Origin of the sequence: Phreatobacter stygius, from assembly GCF_005144885.1 — a bacterium.
Lineage (GTDB): Bacteria > Pseudomonadota > Alphaproteobacteria > Rhizobiales > Phreatobacteraceae > Phreatobacter > Phreatobacter stygius.
Genome location: NZ_CP039690.1, coordinates 6400787 through 6420270, shown reverse-complemented (window position 1 = coordinate 6420270; position 19484 = coordinate 6400787). Strand labels below are relative to the sequence as shown.

Genomic DNA, 19484 nt, shown 5'->3' with positions numbered 1-19484 from the left:
CAAGGGAGACGGCCATGTCAGATGTCGATCGACGCGTGCTTCTCGGCGGAGCGGCGGTGGCGAGCGCCATGCTCACCTCGTCCCGAGCATCGGCGGCAACCCCGATGCTGCAGCTCGCCGACCTGAAGAAGGAAGCGGATGTCGCCTGTCTCTACCATTGCGATTTCGGCAAGCCGCCGCGCTTCGTCCAGATGCTGACCAATATCGGCAATCATTTTTCGGCCTATGGCGCCAATCCCTTCGACCTCCAGCTCGTCGTGGTGGCCCATGGCGCCGGCGTGAAGTTTTTCCTCGAGACCCTCGATGGCACGCCGTGGCGCGACGAGACGGCGGTCCTGCCTGCCTTCGAGCGCGTCGTGGCGCAGGCCAAGAACGGCCTGAAGGTCCACCTCTGCGACATCACGTTCCAGCGGCTCAATCTGGACCGGACTAAAGTGCGTGCCGCCGACTTCATGTCCTTCGTGCCGTCGGGCGTGGCGGCGGTCGGTGCATTGCAAAGCAAGGGCTACGCCTACCTGAAAGTGGGTTGAGTGCCTTCGACCGCGACGCCGGATGAACCGGCGCGCTTGATGCCAAGGGGAGAACGACCATGTCGATCAATCGCAGGCGAATGCTTCAATCGGCCGGTGCCTTCGGCCTTGCCGCGCTCGCGGCGCCACCGGTGTTCGGCCAGGCCAAGCCCCGCGTCGTGGTGGTCGGCGGCGGGCCGGGCGGCGTCACCGCGGCGAAATATATCGCCAAGGACAGCCAGGCCAGGATCGACGTCGTGCTGGTGGAGCCGCAGCGCCAGTTCACCACCTGCTTCCATTCCAACCTGTTTCTCGGCGGCTACCGGAGCTTTGAATCGATCACCCATGGCTATGACAAGGTGTCGGCGGCCAGCGGTTTCCGGATGAACCATCAAGCGGCGAGCCGGGTGGACCGCGACAAGAAGGAGGTCCTGCTCGCCGACGGGTCGCGGGTCGGCTACGACCGGCTCGTGCTGTCGCCCGGCATCGACCTGAAATATGATTCGGTGCCCGGCTGGGGCCGCGAGCATGAAGAGACCATGCCGCATGCCTGGCGGGCCGGCCCGCAGACCCAATTGCTCAGGCGGCGGCTCGAGGCGGTGCCCGCCAAGGGCGTGATCGTGATGATCGCCCCGCCCAATCCCTATCGCTGCCCGCCCGGCCCCTATGAGCGGGTGTCGATGATGGCGCATGTGCTGAAGGCCTCCGGCCGGGCCGACGCCAAGATCTACGTGCTCGACCCGAAGGAGACCTTCTCCAAGCAGGGCCTGTTCCAGGAAGGCTGGGAGAAGCACTATCCCGGCATGGTCGAATGGCTCGGCCCGAAGATCCATGACGGCATCAAGTCGGTCGATCCGAAAACCAACACCGTCGTCACCGGCTTCGAGACCTATCGCGACGTGGCGCTGGTCAATGTCATCCCGGCGCAGATGGCCGGCGCCATCGCCCGCGAGGCGGGGCTGGCCAATGCCTCGGGTTTCTGCCCGATCGACCCGGCCAGCATGCGCTCGACCATGGACCCGACCATCTATGTCGTCGGCGATGCCTGCATTCCCGGCGACATGCCGAAATCCGCCTTTTCCGCCAACAGCCAGGCCAAGGTCGCGGCGCTGATGGTGCGCGGCGAACTGACCGGCGCCAGCACCTTCCCGGCGCGCTATACCAATACCTGCTGGAGCCTGATCGAGACCGACGACACGGTGAAGGTCGGCGGCCGCTACGAGGCCAAGGACGGCAAGATCGCGGCGGTCGAGACCTTCATCTCGCAGACCGGCGAGAGCGCCGACCTGCGCAAGCAGACCCAGGCCGAAAACATGGGCTGGTATAGCGCCATCACCGCCGACATGTTCACCTGAACATCAGGTTTTCGCCTTACAACCGGCTCGCGGCGTGGCCGCGAGCCATGCCGTCCCATGATCGAACATACCTGCAGGATCTATGATGCGCATCGCCTTCCTCACCGGCCTCCTGACCCTGTCTTCAGCCTTGGCCGCCATGCCGGGCCTGGCCCTGGCGCAGGATGCCGCCGCCGGCGAGCGGGTCTTCGCCCAGTGCCGGGCCTGCCACCAGCTTGGTGAAACCGCCCGCAACGGCGTCGGGCCGCAGTTGAACGGCCTGATCGGCCGGACCGCGGGCTCGGTTGCCGGATATACCTATTCGGACGCCTATAAGCGCCCTGAGGTCGCCGCCAAGGTCTGGTCGGAGGAGAATTTCGCCGCCTATATCCGCGATCCCCGCAGCGTCACGCCGGGCACCCGCATGGTCTTCGCGGGGCTCAGGCAGGACAGCCAGGTCAGCAATCTGATCGCCTATCTCCGGCAGTTCGACGCCAGCGGCAAGCGCTCGCAATAGGTCGCCCCAAGGCGGTCGGGAGCGCCGGCGCGCATATTCGGCTTTGCCCGAACCGGCCTTTCCCGTACCATTCCGGGCGTGACCTCAGGAACCAATTCCCGGGAATCGAAGGGCCGCGGTCGACCACGCGTCGATGCGACGCCGATCGGCCTGAGGTTTCCCCCCGACCTGCTGGCCATTCTCGACGCCTATATCGCGCGGGAACGGCCGGGGGTCAGCCGGCCCGAGGCGCTGCGCTACATTTTCCGGGAATGGGCGATCGCCCACGACCATATGCCGGCGGATGGCTTTGGCATGGCGCTGGAGCTCGAAGACCTGAATGCGGAAAACGATGGCTGACAGTGCAGCGGCCGGCGGCGCCGGATTGTCCTCCGACAGAATGGCGGTGAGCCGCACCTGCCTGTTGATCGTGGCCGGCCTGATCCTTGGGCAAGTGCTGGCCCTCTACGCCATGGGCCGCACGCCGATCTGCACCTGCGGTTATGTCAAGCTGTGGCATGGCAACGTGCAGAGCGCGGAGAACTCGCAGCACCTGCTCGACTGGTATTCGTTCAGCCACATCCTGCATGGCTTCCTGTTCTATTTTCTGGTCTGGATGGTGTTCCCGCGCAGCTCGGTCTGCCAGCGGCTGGTGCTGTCGGTCGGTATCGAAGCGGCCTGGGAAATCGTCGAGAACACCAATCTGATCATCGACCGTTATCGGGCAACGGCGATTTCGCTCAATTATTACGGCGACAGCATCGTCAATTCGTTCGGCGACATGCTGTCGATGATCCTGGGCTTCGTGCTGGCCCGGCGGCTGCCGCTGAGCCTGCTGATCGCCGCCAGCGTGGTGATCGAGCTCGGGCTCGCCTACGGCATCCGGGACAATCTGACGCTCAACATCATCATGCTGATCCACCCGGTCGAGGCGATCTCGCAATGGCAGGCGGCGGCCGCGCCGCAATGAGGTCGGCGCGTCAGCCGCGCGGCGGATAGGCGCGCAGGAACATCGCGGTCGCCGACTGGACCGAGGCGCGCAGCTCGTCCTTCGAGACGATCGGTTCCAGGCCGAAGATGATCCGCCGGATCGGCTCGCTGATGCACAGGTCCAGGAACTGGCGCGCCGCCTGGACCGGATCGTCGAAGACGATGCGGCCGGCAGCGTCGAGATCGGCGAAATAGGCGGCAAGCCGCGCATTGCCGACTTTCGGCCCGGCGTCATAAAAGGCCCGGCCGATCTCCGGCAGACGTGGCGCCACGCCGATCACCATGCGGATCCGGGCGACCGATTCCGGTTCGCAGAGCGCGGTGGCGAGCCGCACGCCGAGCTCCTCGAGCTCGCGGGCGATCGACGGCGCGGTCCGGTCGAGATCGAACAGGCGCTCGGCCTGTTCGCGCCGCTCCAGCCCGACCAGCGATTCGAACAGATGCTCCTTGCCGGTGAAATAGGCGTAGATCGTGCCTTTCGACACGCCGGCGGCGCGGGTGATGTCGTTCATGCTGGCCGCTTCGAAGCCGCGGTCGAAGAAGACGCGGCGCGCGCCCTCGAGGATCTGGCGCCGCTTGGCGGTGTCCAGAACCTCCGGCGCGGCGTCCGTCCCGACCTCGCTGGCGCGCGGAATCACAGCATCACTCAAAGTTTAGGCCCTCGATCGAACCGAACGGTTCGGTTTAGTCTTGTAGAGCGCATTTATCAGGTGTAGGTCAAGGGCCGATCGAACCGAACGGTTCGGTCAGAATGACGCATGGCAAGCCGACGCATGATTGGAGATCAGCATGGCCGATGTTCGCGAAGACGCGGCCCCGGGCGGGCATGTTCAGGATCGTCGGGCGGCAGCGCCTGAAGCCGCCCCTGCCCCGCAAGGCGGACCGGCCGCGGCTTCGCCGCCGGCCAAGTCATCGCGCAAGCGGCTGGTTCTCGCCCTCGTCGCGGCAGCCGTCATCGGTGCCGCCGGCTGGTTCGGTTATGATTGGTATGTCGATGGCCGGTTCCTGGTGTCGACCGACGATGCCTATGTGAAGGCCGACACCACCGTGCTGGCCGCCAAAATCTCCGGTTATGTCGTCGAGGTGGCGGTCCGCGACAACGCCTCGGTTCATGCCGGCGAGGTGCTCGCCCGCATCGATGATGGCGATTATCGCCTGGCCGTCGAGGCGGCGGCGGCAAAAGTCGCGACCCAGGATTCGACGATCCAGCGGATCGAGGCCCAGCGTGCCGCCCAGGATGCCATGGTCGCCCAGGCGCGCGCGCAGCTCGCGGTGGCGCAGGCCGACACCCAGCGGACGGTCGCGGCACTTGCCCGCGCCCAGCGCCTGATCAGCCAGGAATTCGCCAGTCAGGCGGCGCTCGATACCGCCAAGGCCGATCGCGACCGCAACATCGCCCAGGTCGAGCAGGCCAAGGCGACGATATCGGGCGCCGAGGCGCAATCGACCGTGCTGCAGGCCCAGCGCACCGAGGCCGAGCGGCAGAAGGCCGAATTGCAGAATGCCCTCGACCGGGCCAGGCGCGATCTCGATTTCACCGTGGTCAGGGCGCCGGTCGACGGGGTGGTCGGCAATCGCGCCGTGCAGATCGGCCAGTTCGTCCAGCCGGGCACCCGCCTGTTGGCGCTGGTGGCGACCGCGTCGATCTATGTCGAAGCCAATCTGAAGGAGACCCAGCTCTCCCGCATCATGCTCGGCGATAGCGTCAACGTGTCGGTCGACGCTTTTTCCGGCAAGCCGATCCGCGGCCGGGTCGAGAGCATCGCGCCGGCATCGGGCGCGATCTTCTCGCTGCTGCCGCCGGAAAACGCCACCGGCAATTTCACCAAGATCGTCCAGCGCATTCCGGTCCGCATCATGCTCGATCCGGCGGCCATCGCCCATGGCCGGCTCAGGCCCGGCATGTCGGTCGTCGCCTCCATCAGGATCGGTACCGACCCGGAACCCGCGCGCGTCGGCGCTACCGACCAGGGTAGCCGCCGGACCCCTGCCCGCCTGGGCGCAACCGAGCAGAGCGGCCGCGGCCAGCCATGAGCTCGGTCTCGACCAGTGCTGTTTCGACCAGCGATGTCGCGCCGGCGCAACCGGCCGAAGAGCGAATCGAGATCGGCCGGCTGCTCGCCTTCATCGCCATGGTCTTCGGCATGTTCATGGCGATCCTGGACATCCAGATCGTCTCGGCCTCGCTCGCCGAGATCCAGGCCGGCCTGTCGGCCAGCGCCGACGAGATCTCCTGGGTCCAGACCTCCTATCTGATCGCCGAAGTGATCATGATCCCGCTGTCCGGCCTGTTGTCACGGGCCCTGTCGACGCGGGTGATCTTCACCATTTCGGCCGCCGGCTTCACGCTGATGAGCGTGATGTGCGCCATGTCGACCTCGATCACCGAGATGATCATCTGGCGCGCCCTGCAGGGTTTTCTCGGCGGCGCCATGATCCCGACGGTGTTCGCCACCGCCTTCACGATCTTTCCGCCATCCAAGCGCTCGATCGTCTCGCCCTTGATCGGCATGGTGGCGACGCTCGCCCCGACGATCGGACCCACGGTCGGCGGCTACCTGACCGATCTGTTCTCCTGGCACTGGCTGTTCCTGATCAATGTGCCGCCGGGCATCATCGTGACCATCGCGGTCTGGCGGCTGGTCGACTTCGACAAGCCGGACTTCTCGCTGCTCAACCGCTTCGACTGGACCGGCATGATCTCCATGGCCGTGTTCCTCGGCGGATTGGAATATGTGCTGGAGGAAGGCCCGACCAAGGACTGGTTCCAGGACGAGATCGTCCTGATCGTGTTCGTCTGCATGGCGGTCAGCTGCGTGGTGTTCTTCTGGCGGGCGTTTACCGCGCCGCAGCCGATCGTCGACCTCTCGACCTTCGCCAACCGCAATTTCTGGTCCGGCTGCCTCGCCTCCTTCGTCTGCGGCATCGGCCTTTATGGCCTCACCTATCTCTACCCGGTCTATCTGGCGCGGGTGCGCGGCTTCTCGGCCTTGATGATCGGCGAGACCATGTTCGTCACCGGCATCGCCATGTTCCTGTCGGCGCCGATCGTCGGCCGGCTGTCGACCCGCATGGACCTGCGTGTCATGATGGCGATCGGTTTCCTGATGTTCGCGCTCGGCACCTATCAGGTCTCCTTCGTCACCAAGGACTGGACCTTCGGCGAATTGCTGGTGCCGCAGATCCTGCGCGGCGCGGCGCTGATGATGTGCATGGTGCCGATCAACAACCTGTCGCTCGGCACGCTGCCGCTCGACCGCATGAAAAACGCCGCCGGTCTGTACAATCTGACGCGCAATCTCGGCGGCGCGGTTGGCCTCGCCTTGATCAACACCTTGCTGAACGACCGCACCGACCTGCATCTGCAGCGGCTGCACGAGCAGGTCGCCTGGGGCCGGACGCGGGCCGAGGAAACGCTGAACTCGCTGACCCAGGCGTTTCAGTCGCTCGGATCGGATGCCGAACTCGCGGCACTCAAGCAGCTCGCCACCATGGTCCGGCGCGAAGCCTTCGTCATGGCGATCGGCGACGTGTTCTTCGCGCTCACCGTGCTGTTCGTGCTGATGGTCGCGCTGGTGCCGATCATGCGCCGGCCGAAACCCGCACCAGCCGGAGGTGGTGGGGGGCATTAGTCCCGCTGCACAGTGATTATTGCCGTTTGACTGGATAGGCGCGGCGAGGCTTTTCGCGTGCTTTTCGCTGGGAACATCCAGCTGATCCGGGCTTGGTCGGCATTGCGCTGGTGGACCAGGCGGACATTGTCAATCGCGGTGACGCGCACCCCGATGGACCGCCCTCTATGAGCGATCGGGCTGAAGTCGTGGATGGCCGGGACAAGCCCGGCCAAGACGAGAATTGTCCTTGGAGCGACGGGCGCTGGATCGGCCAGGCGCCGAACCCGCCGTGGCCCGGCACACCGTGAGGTCAACACATCGTCCTGCCCGGGCTTGTCCCGGGCATCCCCGAATTTCTTGCACCAAAATCAATAATCACGGTGCGGTGGCCACCACACGCCACCGTCAACCAAGCTTCGCAAGCGTCGCCAGCACTGTCTCGTCGATATCGACGCTGTCCTGCTGGCGCTGTTCGGCCTCCCATTTACGCTGGCCCGGTGCGACGACCCGCTCGGCACCTGCGGCGCGCTTCGAGGCCAGGAGGCGCCCCCGCGCGGCCGCCGCACGCTGCGGCAGCGCCGCGCCCTGGCCGAACTGGCCGGCATGCATGGCAATGAACAGGAACGAGCAATCATTCGGCACGGCAACGTCGCCATAGAGCGGACGGACCTCCGCGCCTGAGGCGCCGCCGGACAGGAGGCCGCACATCAGGTCGATCATCAGGGCGAGCGCGAAACCCTTGGGCCCGCCGGTCGGCAGCAACATGCCCCTGATCGCGGCGTCAGGGTCGGTGGTGGCTTCACCATCGGCGGTGACGGCCCAGGTCGGCGGGATCGGCTGGCCGGCCCGCGCCGCCATGCGGATCTTGCCGAGCGCGCCCTCGCTGGTCGCCATGTCCATGACGATGGCTGGCTGATCCGCCGAGGGAATGCCGATCGCCAGCGGATTGTTGCCGACCAGCGGTTCAGCGCCGCCTGGCGCCGGCATCATCGGCTTGGTGTTGGACATGGCGATGCCGATACAATTGGCTTCGGCCGCCTGCCGGACATAGCGGCCGGCGGCGCCGAAATGAAAGCCGTGGCGCACCGCGACCGCACCGATGCCGAAGCTTTTGGCTTTCTCGACCGCCAGCGCCATGGCCTGTTCGGCGGCGAGATGGCCCAGCATGTGGCGGGCGTCGAGCACCGCGACCGCTCCCTGGTCGCTGACCAGCTCGGCCCGGTCGGCGGTCGAGACCGACCCGGCCTTCAACCGGTCGAGATAGAGCGGCAGATGCATCAGTCCATGCGAGCCGAGCCCTTGCTGCTCGGCCTCGACCAGCGCCTGAGCCATGGCCCGCGCGGCGGTCTCCGGCAGGCCGGCGGCCTGGAACAGGCCCGCGACATTCACCTTGAGTTCCGCCACGTCCACCCGGGCCTTGCCGGCAGCCGGCGCCGGCCGGTCGGTTGTCTTGGTCATCGTCGCGTCCCGTGGCTCAAATCCAGCCTGGACATTAGGGTGATCGGCGCCGGCGCATGGCAATGCCATCGCTCGTTTCGCCAGTCGAAACGAGCGGGCTTGCCGCGACCGTTCACCGTCATGCCGGCTATCCTTGCCGCCATCACGACGGGAGCGGCCATGGCGATCACCTATGATCTGGTGAAGGAGGTGACGGCGAACCTCTATGAGTGGTCGTTGAAGCGGATTCCGCAAAATTCCAAGGAGGCGCTCAGGCGCGCCCAGGAGACGGAATCGAGCGCCAGCGCCCGCAAGACGCTGGCCTTCATGCTCGACAGCGCCGAGGTTGCCGAGAAGACCGGCCGTTTCGTCTGTTCGGATGCCGGCATTCCCACCTATGTCGTCAGGATCGGCACCGGCGCGCGCATGCAAGGCGACATCAAGCGGGCGATCGTCGACGGCTTCGACCAGCTGGTGCAGACGATCGACCCGCCGATCCTGAAATTCGTCACCAATCCCTTGACCAATGAGCGCAGCTACAAGGGCAAGGACATGCCGATCGTGTCCTATGACCTGGTCGACGGGTCGGATGCCCTCGACATCACCTGCTCGCCCAAGGCGCTCGGCTCCGGCCGCTGGGCGGCGCTCGAAGTGTTCAGCTACCCGACCCTCGAGGTGATCGAGAAATACATCATGGACTGCGTGCTGAAGGCCGGCGGCCAGCATTGCCCGCCGGTCGTGATCGGGGTCGGCATTGGCGGCAGCTTCGATCACGCCGCCAAGATCGCCAAGGAGGCGAGCCTGCGCCCGTTCGGCCAGCGCAATCCCGAACCCATGGTCGCGGCGATGGAGGAACGCCTCCTGAAGGCGGTCAATGCCACCGGTTTCGGTCCGATGGGGGTTGGCGGCTCGACCACCGCCTTCGGCGTCCATGTCAATTATTCCTCCGGCCACGGCTTCACGCCGGTGGCGGTCTGCTTCAATTGCTGGATCAACCGGCGCACCCGCGCGCTGATCCACAATTCCGGCGCGGTCGAACGGATCGAATGACCATGGCTCTCGATATGGACCTGCCACGGCTGAACCTGCCGCTGACCCGCGAGGCGGCGCTCGGGCTGGCCGTCGGCGACCTCGTCCTGCTGGACGGCGACGTTGTCATCACCGCGGGCTTTCCGACCCACCAGCGCATGGTCGCCTGCCTCGACGCCGGCAAACCCCTGCCGCTCGATCTTGCCGGTGCCGCCTTCGTCCATATGGGCATCTGCTGCCGCGAGGACGGCGAGCGGCTGGAGCCGCTTTATGTCAATCCGACCACTTCGACCCGGTTCAACGCGCTGATGCCAACCATCATCAGGCGTTTCGGACTGACCGCGGTCGGCGGCAAGGGCGGGCTGTCGGCGGAAAGCGTCGCGGCCATGCGTGAGGTCGGCTGCGTCTATTTTTCCATTGTCGGCGGCGCCTCGGCGCTGTTGTCGGCGAGCGTCCAGGAGATCGTCGAGACCGCCTGGGACGACCTGATCATGCAGTTCCGCCTGACCCGCATCCGGGTCTCCGGTTTCGGCCCGGTGACGGTCGCCATCGATGCCCATGGCAACAGCCTCTATCAAAGCCTGCAGGCCTCGGCGGAAGCGCGCATGCCGGCGATCCTCTCATCGATCCGCCAGCACGACTGACCGGCCAGCCCCGCATCACAGGAGATGACCCATGAAGGTGATCGAGATCACGCGTCCGGGCGGCCCGGAGGTTCTGGCGATCGCCGAGCGGCCGAAACCGCGGGCGGTGCCCGGCGAGGTGCTGATCCGGGTCAAGGCGGCCGGCGTCAACCGGCCGGATATCCAGCAGCGCCGCGGCCTCTATCCGCCGCCGCCCGGCGCCACCGACCTGCCCGGCCTGGATGTCGCCGGCGTGGTCGAAGCGGTCGGCGACGGCGTCGCCTGGCCGAAGGTGGGTGACGCGGTCTGCGCGCTCGCCAATGGCGGCGGTTATGCCGAGTATTGCGCTGTGCCCGCGCCGCAATGCCTCACCATCCCCAAGGGATCGAGCTTTGTCGAAGCGGCAGCCTTGCCGGAGGTGTTCTTCACCGCCTGGAACAATGTCATCTGGCTCGGCCGGCTCGGCCAGGGCGAAACCCTGCTGGTGCAGGGCGGCACCAGCGGCGTCGGCATGGCGGCGATCCAGATCGCCAAGCTGTTGCGCGGCGCGCGCGTCATCGCCACCGCCGGCACCGAGGAGAAACGCGCCGTCTGCCGCGCGATCGGCGCCGATGCGGCGATCGACTACCGGGGCGACTGGCCGGCGGCGGTGCGCGCCGCCATTGGCGCCCACGCCGTCGACGTGGTGCTCGACGGCCAGGCCGGGCCCTATACCGAGAAACAGCTCGACCTGCTCGCCTTCGACGGCCGCGTCGTGCTGATCGCCAGCCATCTCGGCGAGATGGCCGAGGTCAATGTCCGCAACATCGTCCGGCGCCGGCTGACGCTGACCGGCTCGACGCTCAGGCCGCGCGATGCCGACTACAAGGGCCGGATCGCGGGCGAGCTGATGGACCAGGTCTGGCCGCTGATCGAGGCCGGCCGGCTGAAGAACCATGTCTGCGCCGTGTTCCCCTTCGCCGAGGTCGCCAAGGCCCATGCGCTGATGGATGCCGGCGAACAGATCGGCAAGGTGGTGCTGACGCTGGACGAATAGCGAATGGCGAATGGGGATGAGGCTGCGAACTCAGTGCGCGTAACCCCTCTCCCGCGAAGGCGCTGGCGAGGGTTCGCGCAGCCCTCTTCGCCAGGCCGCGCTTCCCCCACTCGCTATTCGCCATTCGCTACTCGCCATTCGCCCCGTCCCACCCTATGTCCTTTGCCATGGCGGTTGTGGCAGCGGAGGTCCGGACTTGTCGTCGTTTCCTCCGGTCCAGTCGGTGGTCCGTGCGTTCAATCTGCTGGTCGAGGTCAATCGCGCTGGCCTGACCACGGTCGGCGACCTGCATCGCCGGACCCGGCTGCCGAAGCCGACCATCGTGCGCCTGCTGGAAACGCTGGTGGCCGCCGGCTATGTCTACCGGGACGAGCGGCTGCGCGGCTATCAGGTGACCTCGCAGGTCGCCGAACTCAGCTCCGGCTTTCACGGCGCGCCCATGGTGATCGAGGCGGCACGGCCCTGGGCGGCGGCGCTGACGCAACAGATCAAATGGCCGACCGCGGTCTGCGTGCTCGATCATGACGCCGTGGTGGTGCGTTTCTCGACCATTCCCGACAGCCCGATCTCGCCGTTCCACGCCACCATCGGCTATCGGTTGAGCCTCGGCGCGCGGGCGCTCGGCCGGGCCTATCTCGCCTTCTGCCCCGACGCGGAGCGGCGCATCCTGATCGACCTGATGAAGGTCTCGCCCGATCCGGAGAACCATTTGTTGTCCGAAGACGAGCTCGAGCGCCTGATCGCGACGGCCCGGCGCAAGGGTTTCGCCGAACGCGACCTGGAGGTCGAGCCGCGCAGCTCGGCCACCGTCGCGGTGCCCCTGATGCTCGGCGAGCGCGTGCTCGGAACCTTCGGCATCACCTATTTCCGCTCCGCCGTGGCGACGCCCGAGGCGCGCGCCCGCCTGGTCTTTCCCTTGAAGGAAGCGGCGGCCGCGATCGAAGCCGAACTGCGGGAAAAAAGCGCCCCGTTTCGCCAGGAGAAATGAGGGGCGATTTTCTCCAGCAGCGATAGCCCGGCTGGCAGGGTCGAGGCCTACGAAGATCGACCCGATCGATCCAGCCAGGGCAAGGAAACGTTCGATGACCACCCTCTCGCGCCGCGCATTGACGGCATCGCTCGCTTCTCTTGCCGTCGGCGCCATCGGCCGTCCGGCTCTCGCGCAAGCCTGGCCGACGCGGCCGGTCACCATTCTCGTGCCGTTCCCGGCCGGCGCCTCCACCGACGTGGTGGCGCGGCTGATCGGGGAAAAACTGCGCCAGGATCTCGGCCAGGGTTTCGTGATCGAGAACAAGGTCGGCGCGGGCGGCAATATCGCCGCCGGCGGCGTCGCCCGGGCGGCGCCGGATGGCTATACGCTGTTCCTGTCGTCGTCCGGTCCGCTGTCGAGCAACAAGCTGCTCTACAAGTCGCTGAACTACGACCCGATCGCCGATTTCGAGCCGATCTCGCTGGTCGGCGACGTGCAATGCGTGGTCGCCACCCATACCTCGGTGCCGGCCAGGACGCTGGCCGAGCTGATCGCCTATGGCAAGGCCAATCCGGGCAAGCTGACCTTCGGCAGCCCCGGCTACGGCCTGATGGGCCATATCGCCGGCGAGCTGATCCAGCGCACCGCCGGGTTCCAGATGACCCACGTGCCTTATCGCGGCTCGGCGCCGCTGGCCAACGACCTGGTCGCCGGCAATGTCAATGTCGCGGTCGATTTCCTGCCGACCTATATCCCGCATATCCAGTCCGGTGCGATCCGCGGCCTCGCCGTGACCTCCGACAAGCGCGCGCCGCAGGTGCCGCAGACGCCGACTTTGGCCGAAGCCGGCATGAGCGGCATCAATGTCACCTCCTGGTTCGGCCTCGCCGGCCCGAAGGGCCTGCCGCAGGACATCGTCCGGCGCCTCACGACGATCGTCGGCGACTATGTCCGCACCCCGGAAGCGACCGCCAGGCTCGAGCTGATCGGCGTGCGCACCATTGGCGGCTCGCCGGATGACCTGCGCAAGGCGCAGGCCGGCGAGATCGCCAAGTGGGAAAGCGTGATCCGCAGCGCCGGCATCTCGCTCGAATAGGCCGCGCTCTCGTCTTCAAAACCAAAAAGCCGGCTCAGATCCTGAGCCGGCTTTTTGTATACTGCGGTTGAGCTCTTGTGGACGATTAATTTGCTGGTTCAGGCGGAACGCGCCCATCACTTTCCGGCGCGTTCTCTACGTCATCCCCGGCCGAGCGAAGCGAGGGGAAGGGGATCCAGGACTCGCAGGACCTCCCGTCAACACTGCGAAACCCCATGAACGCATGCGCCTGAGAGTGCAGCCTGTCGGCTCCTGGACCCCCTTCCCTCGCTTCGCTCGCCGGGGGTGACGTAAAGGTTTGCCCAGCCAAGCCGCGGACTTTCGTTCACCTAGTCGAGGTTCAACAGCTTGGCGGCATGGCCGCCGATCATCGCGCGGATATCGGCTTTCGACACCTGCAGGTCGAGCAGCGTGCCGACCACCTCGCGGAAACCCTCGACCGGACGTGGCGAGCCGACCAGGCCGAGATCCGAGGACAGCACGGTGCGGTCGACGCCGGCGACCTCGATCAGCCGGGCCAGTTGCTCGGGGCTGAACTTCTTCGAGCGGCCCTCGACGAACATGCAGATCGAGTGCTCCATATAGGCGCCGAGCGCCACCAGCCCGCGGATATCGTCTTCCGAACAGCCGACGATATAGGTCGGGTGGTTGACCAGCATCTTGCGGACGCCGCGCGACCGCGCCTCGTCGAACACCAGGAACAATTCGCTCGCCGAGAGGTGGCCGCCGGCGAGGATGATGTCGCCCTCGGCGATCAGGTCGAGGATCTGCTTGACCGGATCCGACACCTTGCCATTGGCGTCGAGCGCGGTCAGCGGGATCGGATCGAGCATTTTCTGCGCGGTTTTCGGGAAGGTCTTGGCCTGTCCCGAAGCCTGCATCGCGATGTGATTGGCCGCCGACAGGGTCGGCATCCAGATGATCTTGGCGCCGAGCTTGATGGCGTGATCGACCGCATGCGGGTTGAAGCCGCCCGAGGCATTGTTCAGCGCCAGGCCCGAATAGAGCTTCACGCCGGTCTCCGGGAACAGCTTTTCCAGCATGATCGCGTGGGCGGTGCCGAGATAGAAATGGTCCTTGTAGAGCAGCGCGCGGAACTTCGCTTCGGCGCAATCCATCAGCGCGTCGTGATGGTCGAGGATGCGCGGCATGGCCGCCGGGCCCGAATGGCAATGCAGGTCGATGGCACCGACCAGCAGGTCGCGGATCTCGTCGGCGCGCGGATGGGCGGGCCTATCGGTCTGAACGGGTGTGTCCGACATGGTGATGTCCTTTATTCTCAGGCCTTGGCCGGCATGGGATAGTCGTCGGCGTTCAGCACCCAGCCGGGTTTCTCGGAGAAATCGACCCGCGGCGGCGAGAAGATATCGATCATCTGGTTGAAGCCCGGCAGCACCGAGCGCGAGGTGTGGATCGAGGGCGGCGGGATGACGGTGAGCGAGGGCGCGGCCAAGAGCTCGTGCTGATCCTCGCGCCAGACATTCATGTCGGGCGTCCAGGGCCAGCGGATATCGTGGACGAAGGCGCCGTCGATGACATAGGAGCCCTGTTCGAAATCGTCGTGATGGTGCGGCGACAGCTTGGTGATGTCGCGCAGGCCGACCCGCGGATCGAGGAAGTTCACCATCAGCGTGGTGCAGCGGAAGATCCGGCCGAAGCGGCCCTGCTCGCCCTTGATCTCCAGGCTGTAATGGCGCACCCGCCATCCGGCCGGCGGTTCCGGCCAGGGCTGGAACGGCGGCAGGTTCGGATGCCGCGTGGCATAAGAGGCGGCGTTCGAGCACTTGGCGTTCAGATCGGCCGACTGGGTCGAGAACAGCAGCGCGATGCGCCCGCCCGTGGCCACCGTGACGGTCGAGTCGCCCGGCGGCACGAAAACGATTGAAAATCCTGGGATATCAATGGCTTCCGAGGGTGTCTTCACCTGCACGCGGGTCGCGGCGTCGGGAATGATGATGCAATATTCGTCGACCTGGCCCTGGCGCGCGAGCACGCCGCCGGCGGCCATTTCCGAATGGCCGACGATGAAATTCTGGCCGCGGGCATACCAGGTGCGGCCGAAATCACCCTGCTCCTGCGGTTCCTGGGCGTAGAAACGGGCATATTCGGCGCCGGCGAATTCGGATGCGGCCTTGGCCGAGGCCTTGGGCGCGGCCCCCAGCGTGGCGCGCGGGTCGGACGAATGGAACATTGTGGTATCTCCGGTTCAGCGTCGCGCGCGGGCGACCCAGGCAGGCTCAGGACTTGAGGCTCGCAAAGTCGCCGAGGGTCTGGGCCGCGGCTTTTTTCAGGAAACCCTGGTCGGATGAGACGATGAAGGCGCTGGCGCCCTGGCCCGCGAAACCCGTCGCCTCGGCGACGCCGTCGACCATGACGCAGACCGGTTTGCCGGCGGCCTTGGCGGCGGCGATGATGCGGGCGACCGCATCCTTGACATCAGGCGCATCGCGGTTCGGCGCGCCAAGCGCGACGGTCAGGTCACCGCGGCCGATGAACACCCCGTCAATGCCCTCGACCGCGAGGATCTGATCGATCTCGTCGAGCGCGCCCGGATCCTCGATCATGGCGATGACCGTGGTGGTGGCGTCGGCCGCGGCGACATGGTCCCACATCTTGACGCTGCCATAGCGCCCGGCACGCGGCGAAGCCGAGAAACCCCGCGCGCCGCCCTTGTAGCGGCAGGCCGCGGCGATCTCGCGCGCCTTGGCGGCGCTTGCGACATGCGGCACGAGAATGCCGACGGCGCCGCAATCGAGCACCGACAGGATGCCTTCGGGCGAGGCCGAGGGCACGCGCACGATGCCCGCCGTGCCGGAGGCCCGCGCGGCGAGCAGAGCGATGTCGGTCGCCATGCGGTCGAACGGGGCATGTTCCTCGTCGATGACGACAAAATCGAAGCCGAGATCGCCAATGATCTCGATGCCGTGGCTGGTCGGCGTCTTGATGAAGGTGCCGACAAGCGTTTCGCCTTTTGCGAAACGCGCACGGAACGTTTTGGGATCAGGCCGGGGCTCGTTCATGGGGGCTTTCATCATGGGGGCCATCGCTGCGGCACCTTGCTCCCAAAGTGGCGGCCAGGTCATCGGAACCCTCAGCCGTTTCGCAATACGAAATGACAGGGGTTAAGCCCCACGACCTGTCCTCGGGAACGCTATGACCTGAGGCCAAGATCAAATGCGGCGGGACCATCCGACCGTATCGGGAGAGACGCGCTCATGAACCGGTTTGTTGCCCGCGCGCTGCGGGCGGTTGCAGTCTTAACGGCCGTCGCGACCTTCGCCGTCCCCGCCGCCCGCGCGCAGGAGTCCCGGACGCCGGCCTGGCCGACCCGGCCGATCACGCTGGTCGTGCCGTTCACCGCCGGCACCGCTTCCGACGTGCTGGCCCGGTCCTTCGCCGAATATCTCAACAAGACCCTCGGCCAGCCGGTCATCATCGACAACAGAGGCGGCGCCGGCGGCAATATCGGCGGCGCGGCGGTCGCCAAGGCGCCGGCCGACGGCTACACCTTCCTGTTCGCGACGACCGGGCCGGCGGCGACCAACAAGCTGATGTATGGCAATATGCAGTTCGATCCGGAGCGCGATTTCGCGCCGGTGGCGCTGGTCGCCAAGCTGCCGATCATCATTGTCGCCAAACCCGGTTCGCCGATCACCGACCTCGCCTCGCTGATCGCCCATGCCAAGCGCAATCCCGGCAAGCTCTCGATCGGTTTCCCCGGCAATGGCACGCTCGGCCACATCACCGGGCTCTTGCTCGGCCGTGCCGGCGGGCTCGATTTCAACGCCGTGCAATATCGCGGCAGCGCCCAGATCGTCGCTGACCTGCTCGGCGGCCATATCGATATCGGCATGGATTCCATGGCGGCCTATGTCACCAATATCCAGAGCAACCAGCTCACCGCGCTGGCGATTGCCAGCGGTCGCCGCTGGCCGGGCCTGCCCAATGTGCCGACCGTCTCGGAGGCCGGCCTGCCCGGCTTCGAAGCCTCGGTCTGGTATGCCGTGATGGCACCATCGGGCACGCCGGCCGAGATCGTCACGCGATTTAATACCGAAGCCAATGCCTATCTGACCAGCGATGCGGCGCGCGAGATGTTCGCCAAGCTCGGCCTGGAGCCTTCGGGTGGTTCGCCCGACGATCTCAGGGCTTTCATCCGCGCCGAAATCGACAAGTGGGGCCCGATCGTGCGCGATGCCAATATCCGGTTCTGACCCGGCGTCTCACAGGCTTGCCATGGTCCGATGCGAGGCTAGGCTCGCAACCATGGCCAGCCTGGAGAGTCGCTCATGATCCTGCGCCGGATCGCCGTCTTCATCGCCCTCTTGAGCGGCATCCTGGCGTCGCAGCTGCCTGAATTCGCCCAGCAATACCGGCAGCGGCTGGGCGGCGCGATCGACGAGATCCGGCGCATGATCGGCGATTTCGATGCCGATGTCGCGCGGATGGGCCTCAGCCGCGATCAGGGCATCGAGCGGCTGAAGGTCAATGCCGACCAGTTGATCCGCCAGCGCGGCCAACATCTGGAAAGCGATATTGCCCGGGCCGACAAGCTCGAGCGGCAATTGCAGTCTTATGCCGAAGCCGGTCCGTTCCGCCGGCTCGGCCTGTTCGCCAGCGATTTCGAACCTGAAATCGCCAGGCGTGCTTTCGCCCAGTTCGAGCCGGCGGTGCCGGTCACCAGCGAAGGGCTGATCAGCGCGGCCGGGGGCTTTTTCGCCGGCTGGTTCTTGTGCCGGCTGGTGCTCGCGCCCTTGCAGCGGCGCAAGCGCAAGGCCGTACCGAACGCCGCCCGCGGCTGAGCTCAGCCGGCGGCCTGAAGCGGCTTGGTGCCTTCGATCACCGCCCGCCTTTTGCCGATCTCGGTGGCGACATGATCCATGAAGGTGCGCACGCGCGCGGTGTTGCGCAGGTCCGGATGGGTCAGGAGCCAGAGCGCGCCGGAATATTCGGTCCGCGGCTCGCTCAACGCCACGAGGTTTGGAAAGGTCTGGGCGATGAACCAGGGAATGACGCCGATGCCGGCGCCCTCCGCGACCGCCTCGGCAAGGCCCAGAACGGTGTTGATGCGCCAGCCGATGCGGTCTTCTCCGACATTCTGCGCCAGCCATTTCGCCGGCTTGAGATTGTGCAGGTTGTCGCCGAGCCCGACCCAGGAATGGGCCCGGTAGTCGGCGGGATCGAGGCTGGTGATGCCGAGGCTCTTGGCGGCAAAGATGCCCCAGGGAATATTGGCGACGCGGCGCCCGACCAGCGTCTCCGGCGGATCGTTGGTCGCCCGGATCGCCACGTCGGCATCGCGTCTCGACAGGTTGAGCTGCTCGTTGCCGACAACGATATCGAGCGTGATGCCCGGATTGAGCTTGCGGAACGAGGCGAAGATCGGGGTCAGGAGATGCACCAGCAGCGTGTCGTTGGTGGTCACCCGCAGGTCGCCCTGTGGCCTCAGGTCCTGGCCGGTCAGGCGCCGCTCGAAATCGACGATCTCATCGGCCATCTTGTTGGCGAGCTTGACCATTTCCTCGCCGGCCGGGGTCAGCGAATAACCGGTCCGGCTGCGCTCGAACAAGCGGGCGCCGAGCCGCTCCTCCATGGCGCCGAGGCGACGGAACACCGTCGACTGATTGACGCCGAGCAATTCGGCGGCGCCGGCCAGCGATCGCGCCAGCGAAACCGCCAGGACGGTCCGATAGTCGTCCCACGAAACGAGCGGTGGTGTCATCGTTACAAGTGCTCCCAAGCGCCCTTGCGTTGATGCAAGCAAATCCTTGCGATTGTGTCAATTTACTTGCAGCCATTGGATTGCCAATTTGTGACGGTCGCGGCCATCAGCCGCTTTTTCCTCGACCTTGCCTCGAAGGATTCCCGACGTGCTCGACAGTCGCACCGCCCCCTATGGCCTCTTCGCCCTGCGCCTTGCGCTGGGCTCCATGTGGATCGCCCATGCGCTCCTGAAATATCTGGTCTTCACGATGCCGGGTTTTGCCGGCTTTCTGGGTTCCCAGGGCTTTCCGGCGTTCCTCGCCTGGCCGATCTTTGCCGCCGAACTTGTCGGCGGATTGCTCATTCTGACCGGATTTTATGGCCGCCAGGTCTCGATCCTGCTGCTGCCGATCCTGGTCGGCGCCTTCCTGGTGCACCTGCCGAACGGCTGGCTGTTCACCGCCGCCAAGGGCGGCTGGGAATATCCGGCTTTCCTGATCCTGGCCTCGCTCGCCCACGGGCTGATCGGCGACGGCGCGCTGGCCCTCAGGTCGCGGCCGCTGCTGTTCTGGCAGGCCGAGACCAGGCCGGCGCTGCGCTCGGCGTGAGGCCGGACCGGCCCTGTCAAAAACCCGTGATGGATTGAG

21 protein-coding genes are annotated in these 19484 nt (G+C 66.2%); 15 read left to right on the top strand and 6 right to left on the bottom strand.

Translation table 11 applies throughout. The features are described 5' to 3' along the window. Positions 1–14: 14 nt before the first annotated feature. The 5 genes from E8M01_RS30410 to E8M01_RS30390 all read left to right on the top strand — a co-directional run bounded on the left by E8M01_RS30410 (position 15) and on the right by E8M01_RS30390 (position 3309). Positions 15–530, top strand: coding sequence for a DsrE family protein (locus tag E8M01_RS30410; RefSeq protein ID WP_136963585.1), 516 nt, complete (start codon positions 15–17; stop codon positions 528–530). Positions 531–589: 59 nt separating this feature from the next. After that, a complete protein-coding gene (locus tag E8M01_RS30405; RefSeq protein ID WP_136963584.1) occupies positions 590–1864 on the top strand; it encodes an NAD(P)/FAD-dependent oxidoreductase in 1275 nt (424 codons plus the stop codon). An 85-nt stretch (positions 1865–1949) separates the two neighbouring features. Further along, on the top strand, positions 1950–2360 hold the full coding sequence (locus E8M01_RS30400) for a c-type cytochrome (protein ID WP_342778643.1): 411 nt from the start codon (positions 1950–1952) through the stop codon (positions 2358–2360). Between the two features lie 78 nt (positions 2361–2438). Further along, positions 2439–2699: a ribbon-helix-helix domain-containing protein gene (locus tag E8M01_RS30395; protein WP_136963582.1), complete on the top strand. Its 261-nt coding sequence runs from the start codon at positions 2439–2441 to the stop codon at positions 2697–2699. Then, the gene (locus tag E8M01_RS30390) at positions 2692–3309 is read left to right on the top strand and encodes a DUF2585 domain-containing protein (RefSeq protein WP_425467686.1); all 618 of its coding nucleotides are present in this window, start codon (positions 2692–2694) and stop codon (positions 3307–3309) included. The genes E8M01_RS30395 and E8M01_RS30390 overlap by 8 nt, the downstream gene beginning before the upstream one ends. A 10-nt stretch (positions 3310–3319) precedes the next feature. Here E8M01_RS30390 and E8M01_RS30385 read toward each other — a convergent pair whose 3' ends face one another. Next, positions 3320–3979, bottom strand: coding sequence for a TetR/AcrR family transcriptional regulator (locus E8M01_RS30385; RefSeq protein ID WP_136963581.1), 660 nt, complete (start codon positions 3977–3979; stop codon positions 3320–3322). Between the two features lie 139 nt (positions 3980–4118). On the opposite strand from E8M01_RS30385, the gene E8M01_RS30380 reads away from it, so the two are divergent. Both E8M01_RS30380 and E8M01_RS30375 read left to right on the top strand, forming a co-directional pair. Continuing rightward, positions 4119–5363, top strand: a complete 1245-nt coding sequence (locus tag E8M01_RS30380; protein ID WP_136963580.1) for an HlyD family secretion protein — start codon at positions 4119–4121, stop codon at positions 5361–5363. Continuing rightward, a complete protein-coding gene (locus tag E8M01_RS30375; protein ID WP_136963579.1) occupies positions 5360–6961 on the top strand; it encodes a DHA2 family efflux MFS transporter permease subunit in 1602 nt (533 codons plus the stop codon). Before E8M01_RS30380 ends, E8M01_RS30375 begins: the two co-directional genes overlap by 4 nt. Before the next feature lie 387 nt (positions 6962–7348). Here the strand turns inward: E8M01_RS30375 and E8M01_RS30370 are convergent, their stop codons facing one another. Continuing rightward, positions 7349–8401, bottom strand: coding sequence for an Ldh family oxidoreductase (locus tag E8M01_RS30370; protein ID WP_136963578.1), 1053 nt, complete (start codon positions 8399–8401; stop codon positions 7349–7351). Positions 8402–8560: 159 nt separating this feature from the next. Here E8M01_RS30370 and E8M01_RS30365 point away from each other — a divergent pair, with 159 nt between their 5' ends. The 5 genes from E8M01_RS30365 to E8M01_RS30345 all read left to right on the top strand — a co-directional run bounded on the left by E8M01_RS30365 (position 8561) and on the right by E8M01_RS30345 (position 13134). Next, positions 8561–9430 carry a fumarate hydratase gene (locus E8M01_RS30365; protein ID WP_136963577.1) on the top strand — a complete coding sequence of 290 codons (870 nt, stop codon included), beginning with the start codon at positions 8561–8563 and terminating at the stop codon, positions 9428–9430. Positions 9431–9432: 2 nt separating this feature from the next. Next, positions 9433–10053, top strand: a complete 621-nt coding sequence (locus E8M01_RS30360) for a fumarate hydratase C-terminal domain-containing protein (protein WP_246088485.1) — start codon at positions 9433–9435, stop codon at positions 10051–10053. Between the two features lie 31 nt (positions 10054–10084). Then, positions 10085–11068 (top strand): NAD(P)H-quinone oxidoreductase, encoded by a 984-nt coding sequence (locus E8M01_RS30355; RefSeq protein ID WP_136963576.1) that lies wholly within the window; start codon positions 10085–10087, stop codon positions 11066–11068. Positions 11069–11264: 196 nt separating this feature from the next. Next, a complete protein-coding gene (locus E8M01_RS30350) occupies positions 11265–12056 on the top strand; it encodes a DNA-binding transcriptional regulator (RefSeq protein WP_170182136.1) in 792 nt (263 codons plus the stop codon). Between the two features lie 94 nt (positions 12057–12150). Beyond that, on the top strand, positions 12151–13134 hold the full coding sequence (locus tag E8M01_RS30345; protein ID WP_136963574.1) for a Bug family tripartite tricarboxylate transporter substrate binding protein: 984 nt from the start codon (positions 12151–12153) through the stop codon (positions 13132–13134). Between the two features lie 329 nt (positions 13135–13463). Here the strand turns inward: E8M01_RS30345 and E8M01_RS30340 are convergent, their stop codons facing one another. From E8M01_RS30340 to E8M01_RS30330, 3 genes are read right to left on the bottom strand one after another with little or no spacing between them, the layout of a single operon-like run. Further along, positions 13464–14396, bottom strand: coding sequence for a DUF6282 family protein (locus E8M01_RS30340; protein WP_246088484.1), 933 nt, complete (start codon positions 14394–14396; stop codon positions 13464–13466). Between the two features lie 17 nt (positions 14397–14413). After that, positions 14414–15325 (bottom strand): cupin domain-containing protein, encoded by a 912-nt coding sequence (locus E8M01_RS30335; protein ID WP_136963573.1) that lies wholly within the window; start codon positions 15323–15325, stop codon positions 14414–14416. 46 nt (positions 15326–15371) lie between these two features. Beyond that, positions 15372–16154 (bottom strand): HpcH/HpaI aldolase family protein, encoded by a 783-nt coding sequence (locus E8M01_RS30330; protein ID WP_136963572.1) that lies wholly within the window; start codon positions 16152–16154, stop codon positions 15372–15374. Between the two features lie 195 nt (positions 16155–16349). Here E8M01_RS30330 and E8M01_RS30325 point away from each other — a divergent pair, with 195 nt between their 5' ends. Both E8M01_RS30325 and E8M01_RS30320 read left to right on the top strand, forming a co-directional pair. Next, on the top strand, positions 16350–17348 hold the full coding sequence (locus E8M01_RS30325; protein ID WP_136963571.1) for a Bug family tripartite tricarboxylate transporter substrate binding protein: 999 nt from the start codon (positions 16350–16352) through the stop codon (positions 17346–17348). Positions 17349–17423: 75 nt separating this feature from the next. Further along, the gene (locus E8M01_RS30320; protein ID WP_136963570.1) at positions 17424–17936 is read left to right on the top strand and encodes a DUF2937 family protein; all 513 of its coding nucleotides are present in this window, start codon (positions 17424–17426) and stop codon (positions 17934–17936) included. A 2-nt stretch (positions 17937–17938) separates the two neighbouring features. Here the strand turns inward: E8M01_RS30320 and E8M01_RS30315 are convergent, their stop codons facing one another. Further along, positions 17939–18856 (bottom strand): LysR family transcriptional regulator, encoded by a 918-nt coding sequence (locus tag E8M01_RS30315; protein WP_136963569.1) that lies wholly within the window; start codon positions 18854–18856, stop codon positions 17939–17941. A gap of 148 nt (positions 18857–19004) precedes the next feature. Between E8M01_RS30315 and E8M01_RS30310 the strand changes: the two genes are divergently transcribed. Beyond that, positions 19005–19445: a DoxX family protein gene (locus E8M01_RS30310; RefSeq protein WP_136963568.1), complete on the top strand. Its 441-nt coding sequence runs from the start codon at positions 19005–19007 to the stop codon at positions 19443–19445. The last annotated feature ends 39 nt before the right edge of the window (positions 19446–19484 follow it).

Excerpts from the sequence above, each read along its gene's own strand:
- E8M01_RS30400 (WP_342778643.1), top strand. The coding sequence starts at position 1,950 with ATGCGCATCGCCTTCCTCACCGGCCTCCTGACCCTGTCTTCAGCCTTG.
- E8M01_RS30390 (WP_425467686.1), top strand. The coding sequence starts at position 2,692 with ATGGCTGACAGTGCAGCGGCCGGCGGCGCCGGATTGTCCTCCGACAGA.
- E8M01_RS30330 (WP_136963572.1), bottom strand. The coding sequence starts at position 16,154 with ATGAACGAGCCCCGGCCTGATCCCAAAACGTTCCGTGCGCGTTTCGCA.
- E8M01_RS30365 (WP_136963577.1), top strand. The coding sequence starts at position 8,561 with ATGGCGATCACCTATGATCTGGTGAAGGAGGTGACGGCGAACCTCTAT.
- E8M01_RS30355 (WP_136963576.1), top strand. The coding sequence starts at position 10,085 with ATGAAGGTGATCGAGATCACGCGTCCGGGCGGCCCGGAGGTTCTGGCG.
- E8M01_RS30335 (WP_136963573.1), bottom strand. The coding sequence starts at position 15,325 with ATGTTCCATTCGTCCGACCCGCGCGCCACGCTGGGGGCCGCGCCCAAG.
- E8M01_RS30410 (WP_136963585.1), top strand. The coding sequence starts at position 15 with ATGTCAGATGTCGATCGACGCGTGCTTCTCGGCGGAGCGGCGGTGGCG.
- E8M01_RS30380 (WP_136963580.1), top strand. The coding sequence starts at position 4,119 with ATGGCCGATGTTCGCGAAGACGCGGCCCCGGGCGGGCATGTTCAGGAT.
- E8M01_RS30315 (WP_136963569.1), bottom strand. The coding sequence starts at position 18,856 with ATGACACCACCGCTCGTTTCGTGGGACGACTATCGGACCGTCCTGGCG.
- E8M01_RS30320 (WP_136963570.1), top strand. The coding sequence starts at position 17,424 with ATGATCCTGCGCCGGATCGCCGTCTTCATCGCCCTCTTGAGCGGCATC.
- E8M01_RS30370 (WP_136963578.1), bottom strand. The coding sequence starts at position 8,401 with ATGACCAAGACAACCGACCGGCCGGCGCCGGCTGCCGGCAAGGCCCGG.
- E8M01_RS30375 (WP_136963579.1), top strand. The coding sequence starts at position 5,360 with ATGAGCTCGGTCTCGACCAGTGCTGTTTCGACCAGCGATGTCGCGCCG.
- E8M01_RS30345 (WP_136963574.1), top strand. The coding sequence starts at position 12,151 with ATGACCACCCTCTCGCGCCGCGCATTGACGGCATCGCTCGCTTCTCTT.
- E8M01_RS30360 (WP_246088485.1), top strand. The coding sequence starts at position 9,433 with ATGGCTCTCGATATGGACCTGCCACGGCTGAACCTGCCGCTGACCCGC.
- E8M01_RS30325 (WP_136963571.1), top strand. The coding sequence starts at position 16,350 with ATGAACCGGTTTGTTGCCCGCGCGCTGCGGGCGGTTGCAGTCTTAACG.
- E8M01_RS30405 (WP_136963584.1), top strand. The coding sequence starts at position 590 with ATGTCGATCAATCGCAGGCGAATGCTTCAATCGGCCGGTGCCTTCGGC.
- E8M01_RS30340 (WP_246088484.1), bottom strand. The coding sequence starts at position 14,396 with ATGTCGGACACACCCGTTCAGACCGATAGGCCCGCCCATCCGCGCGCC.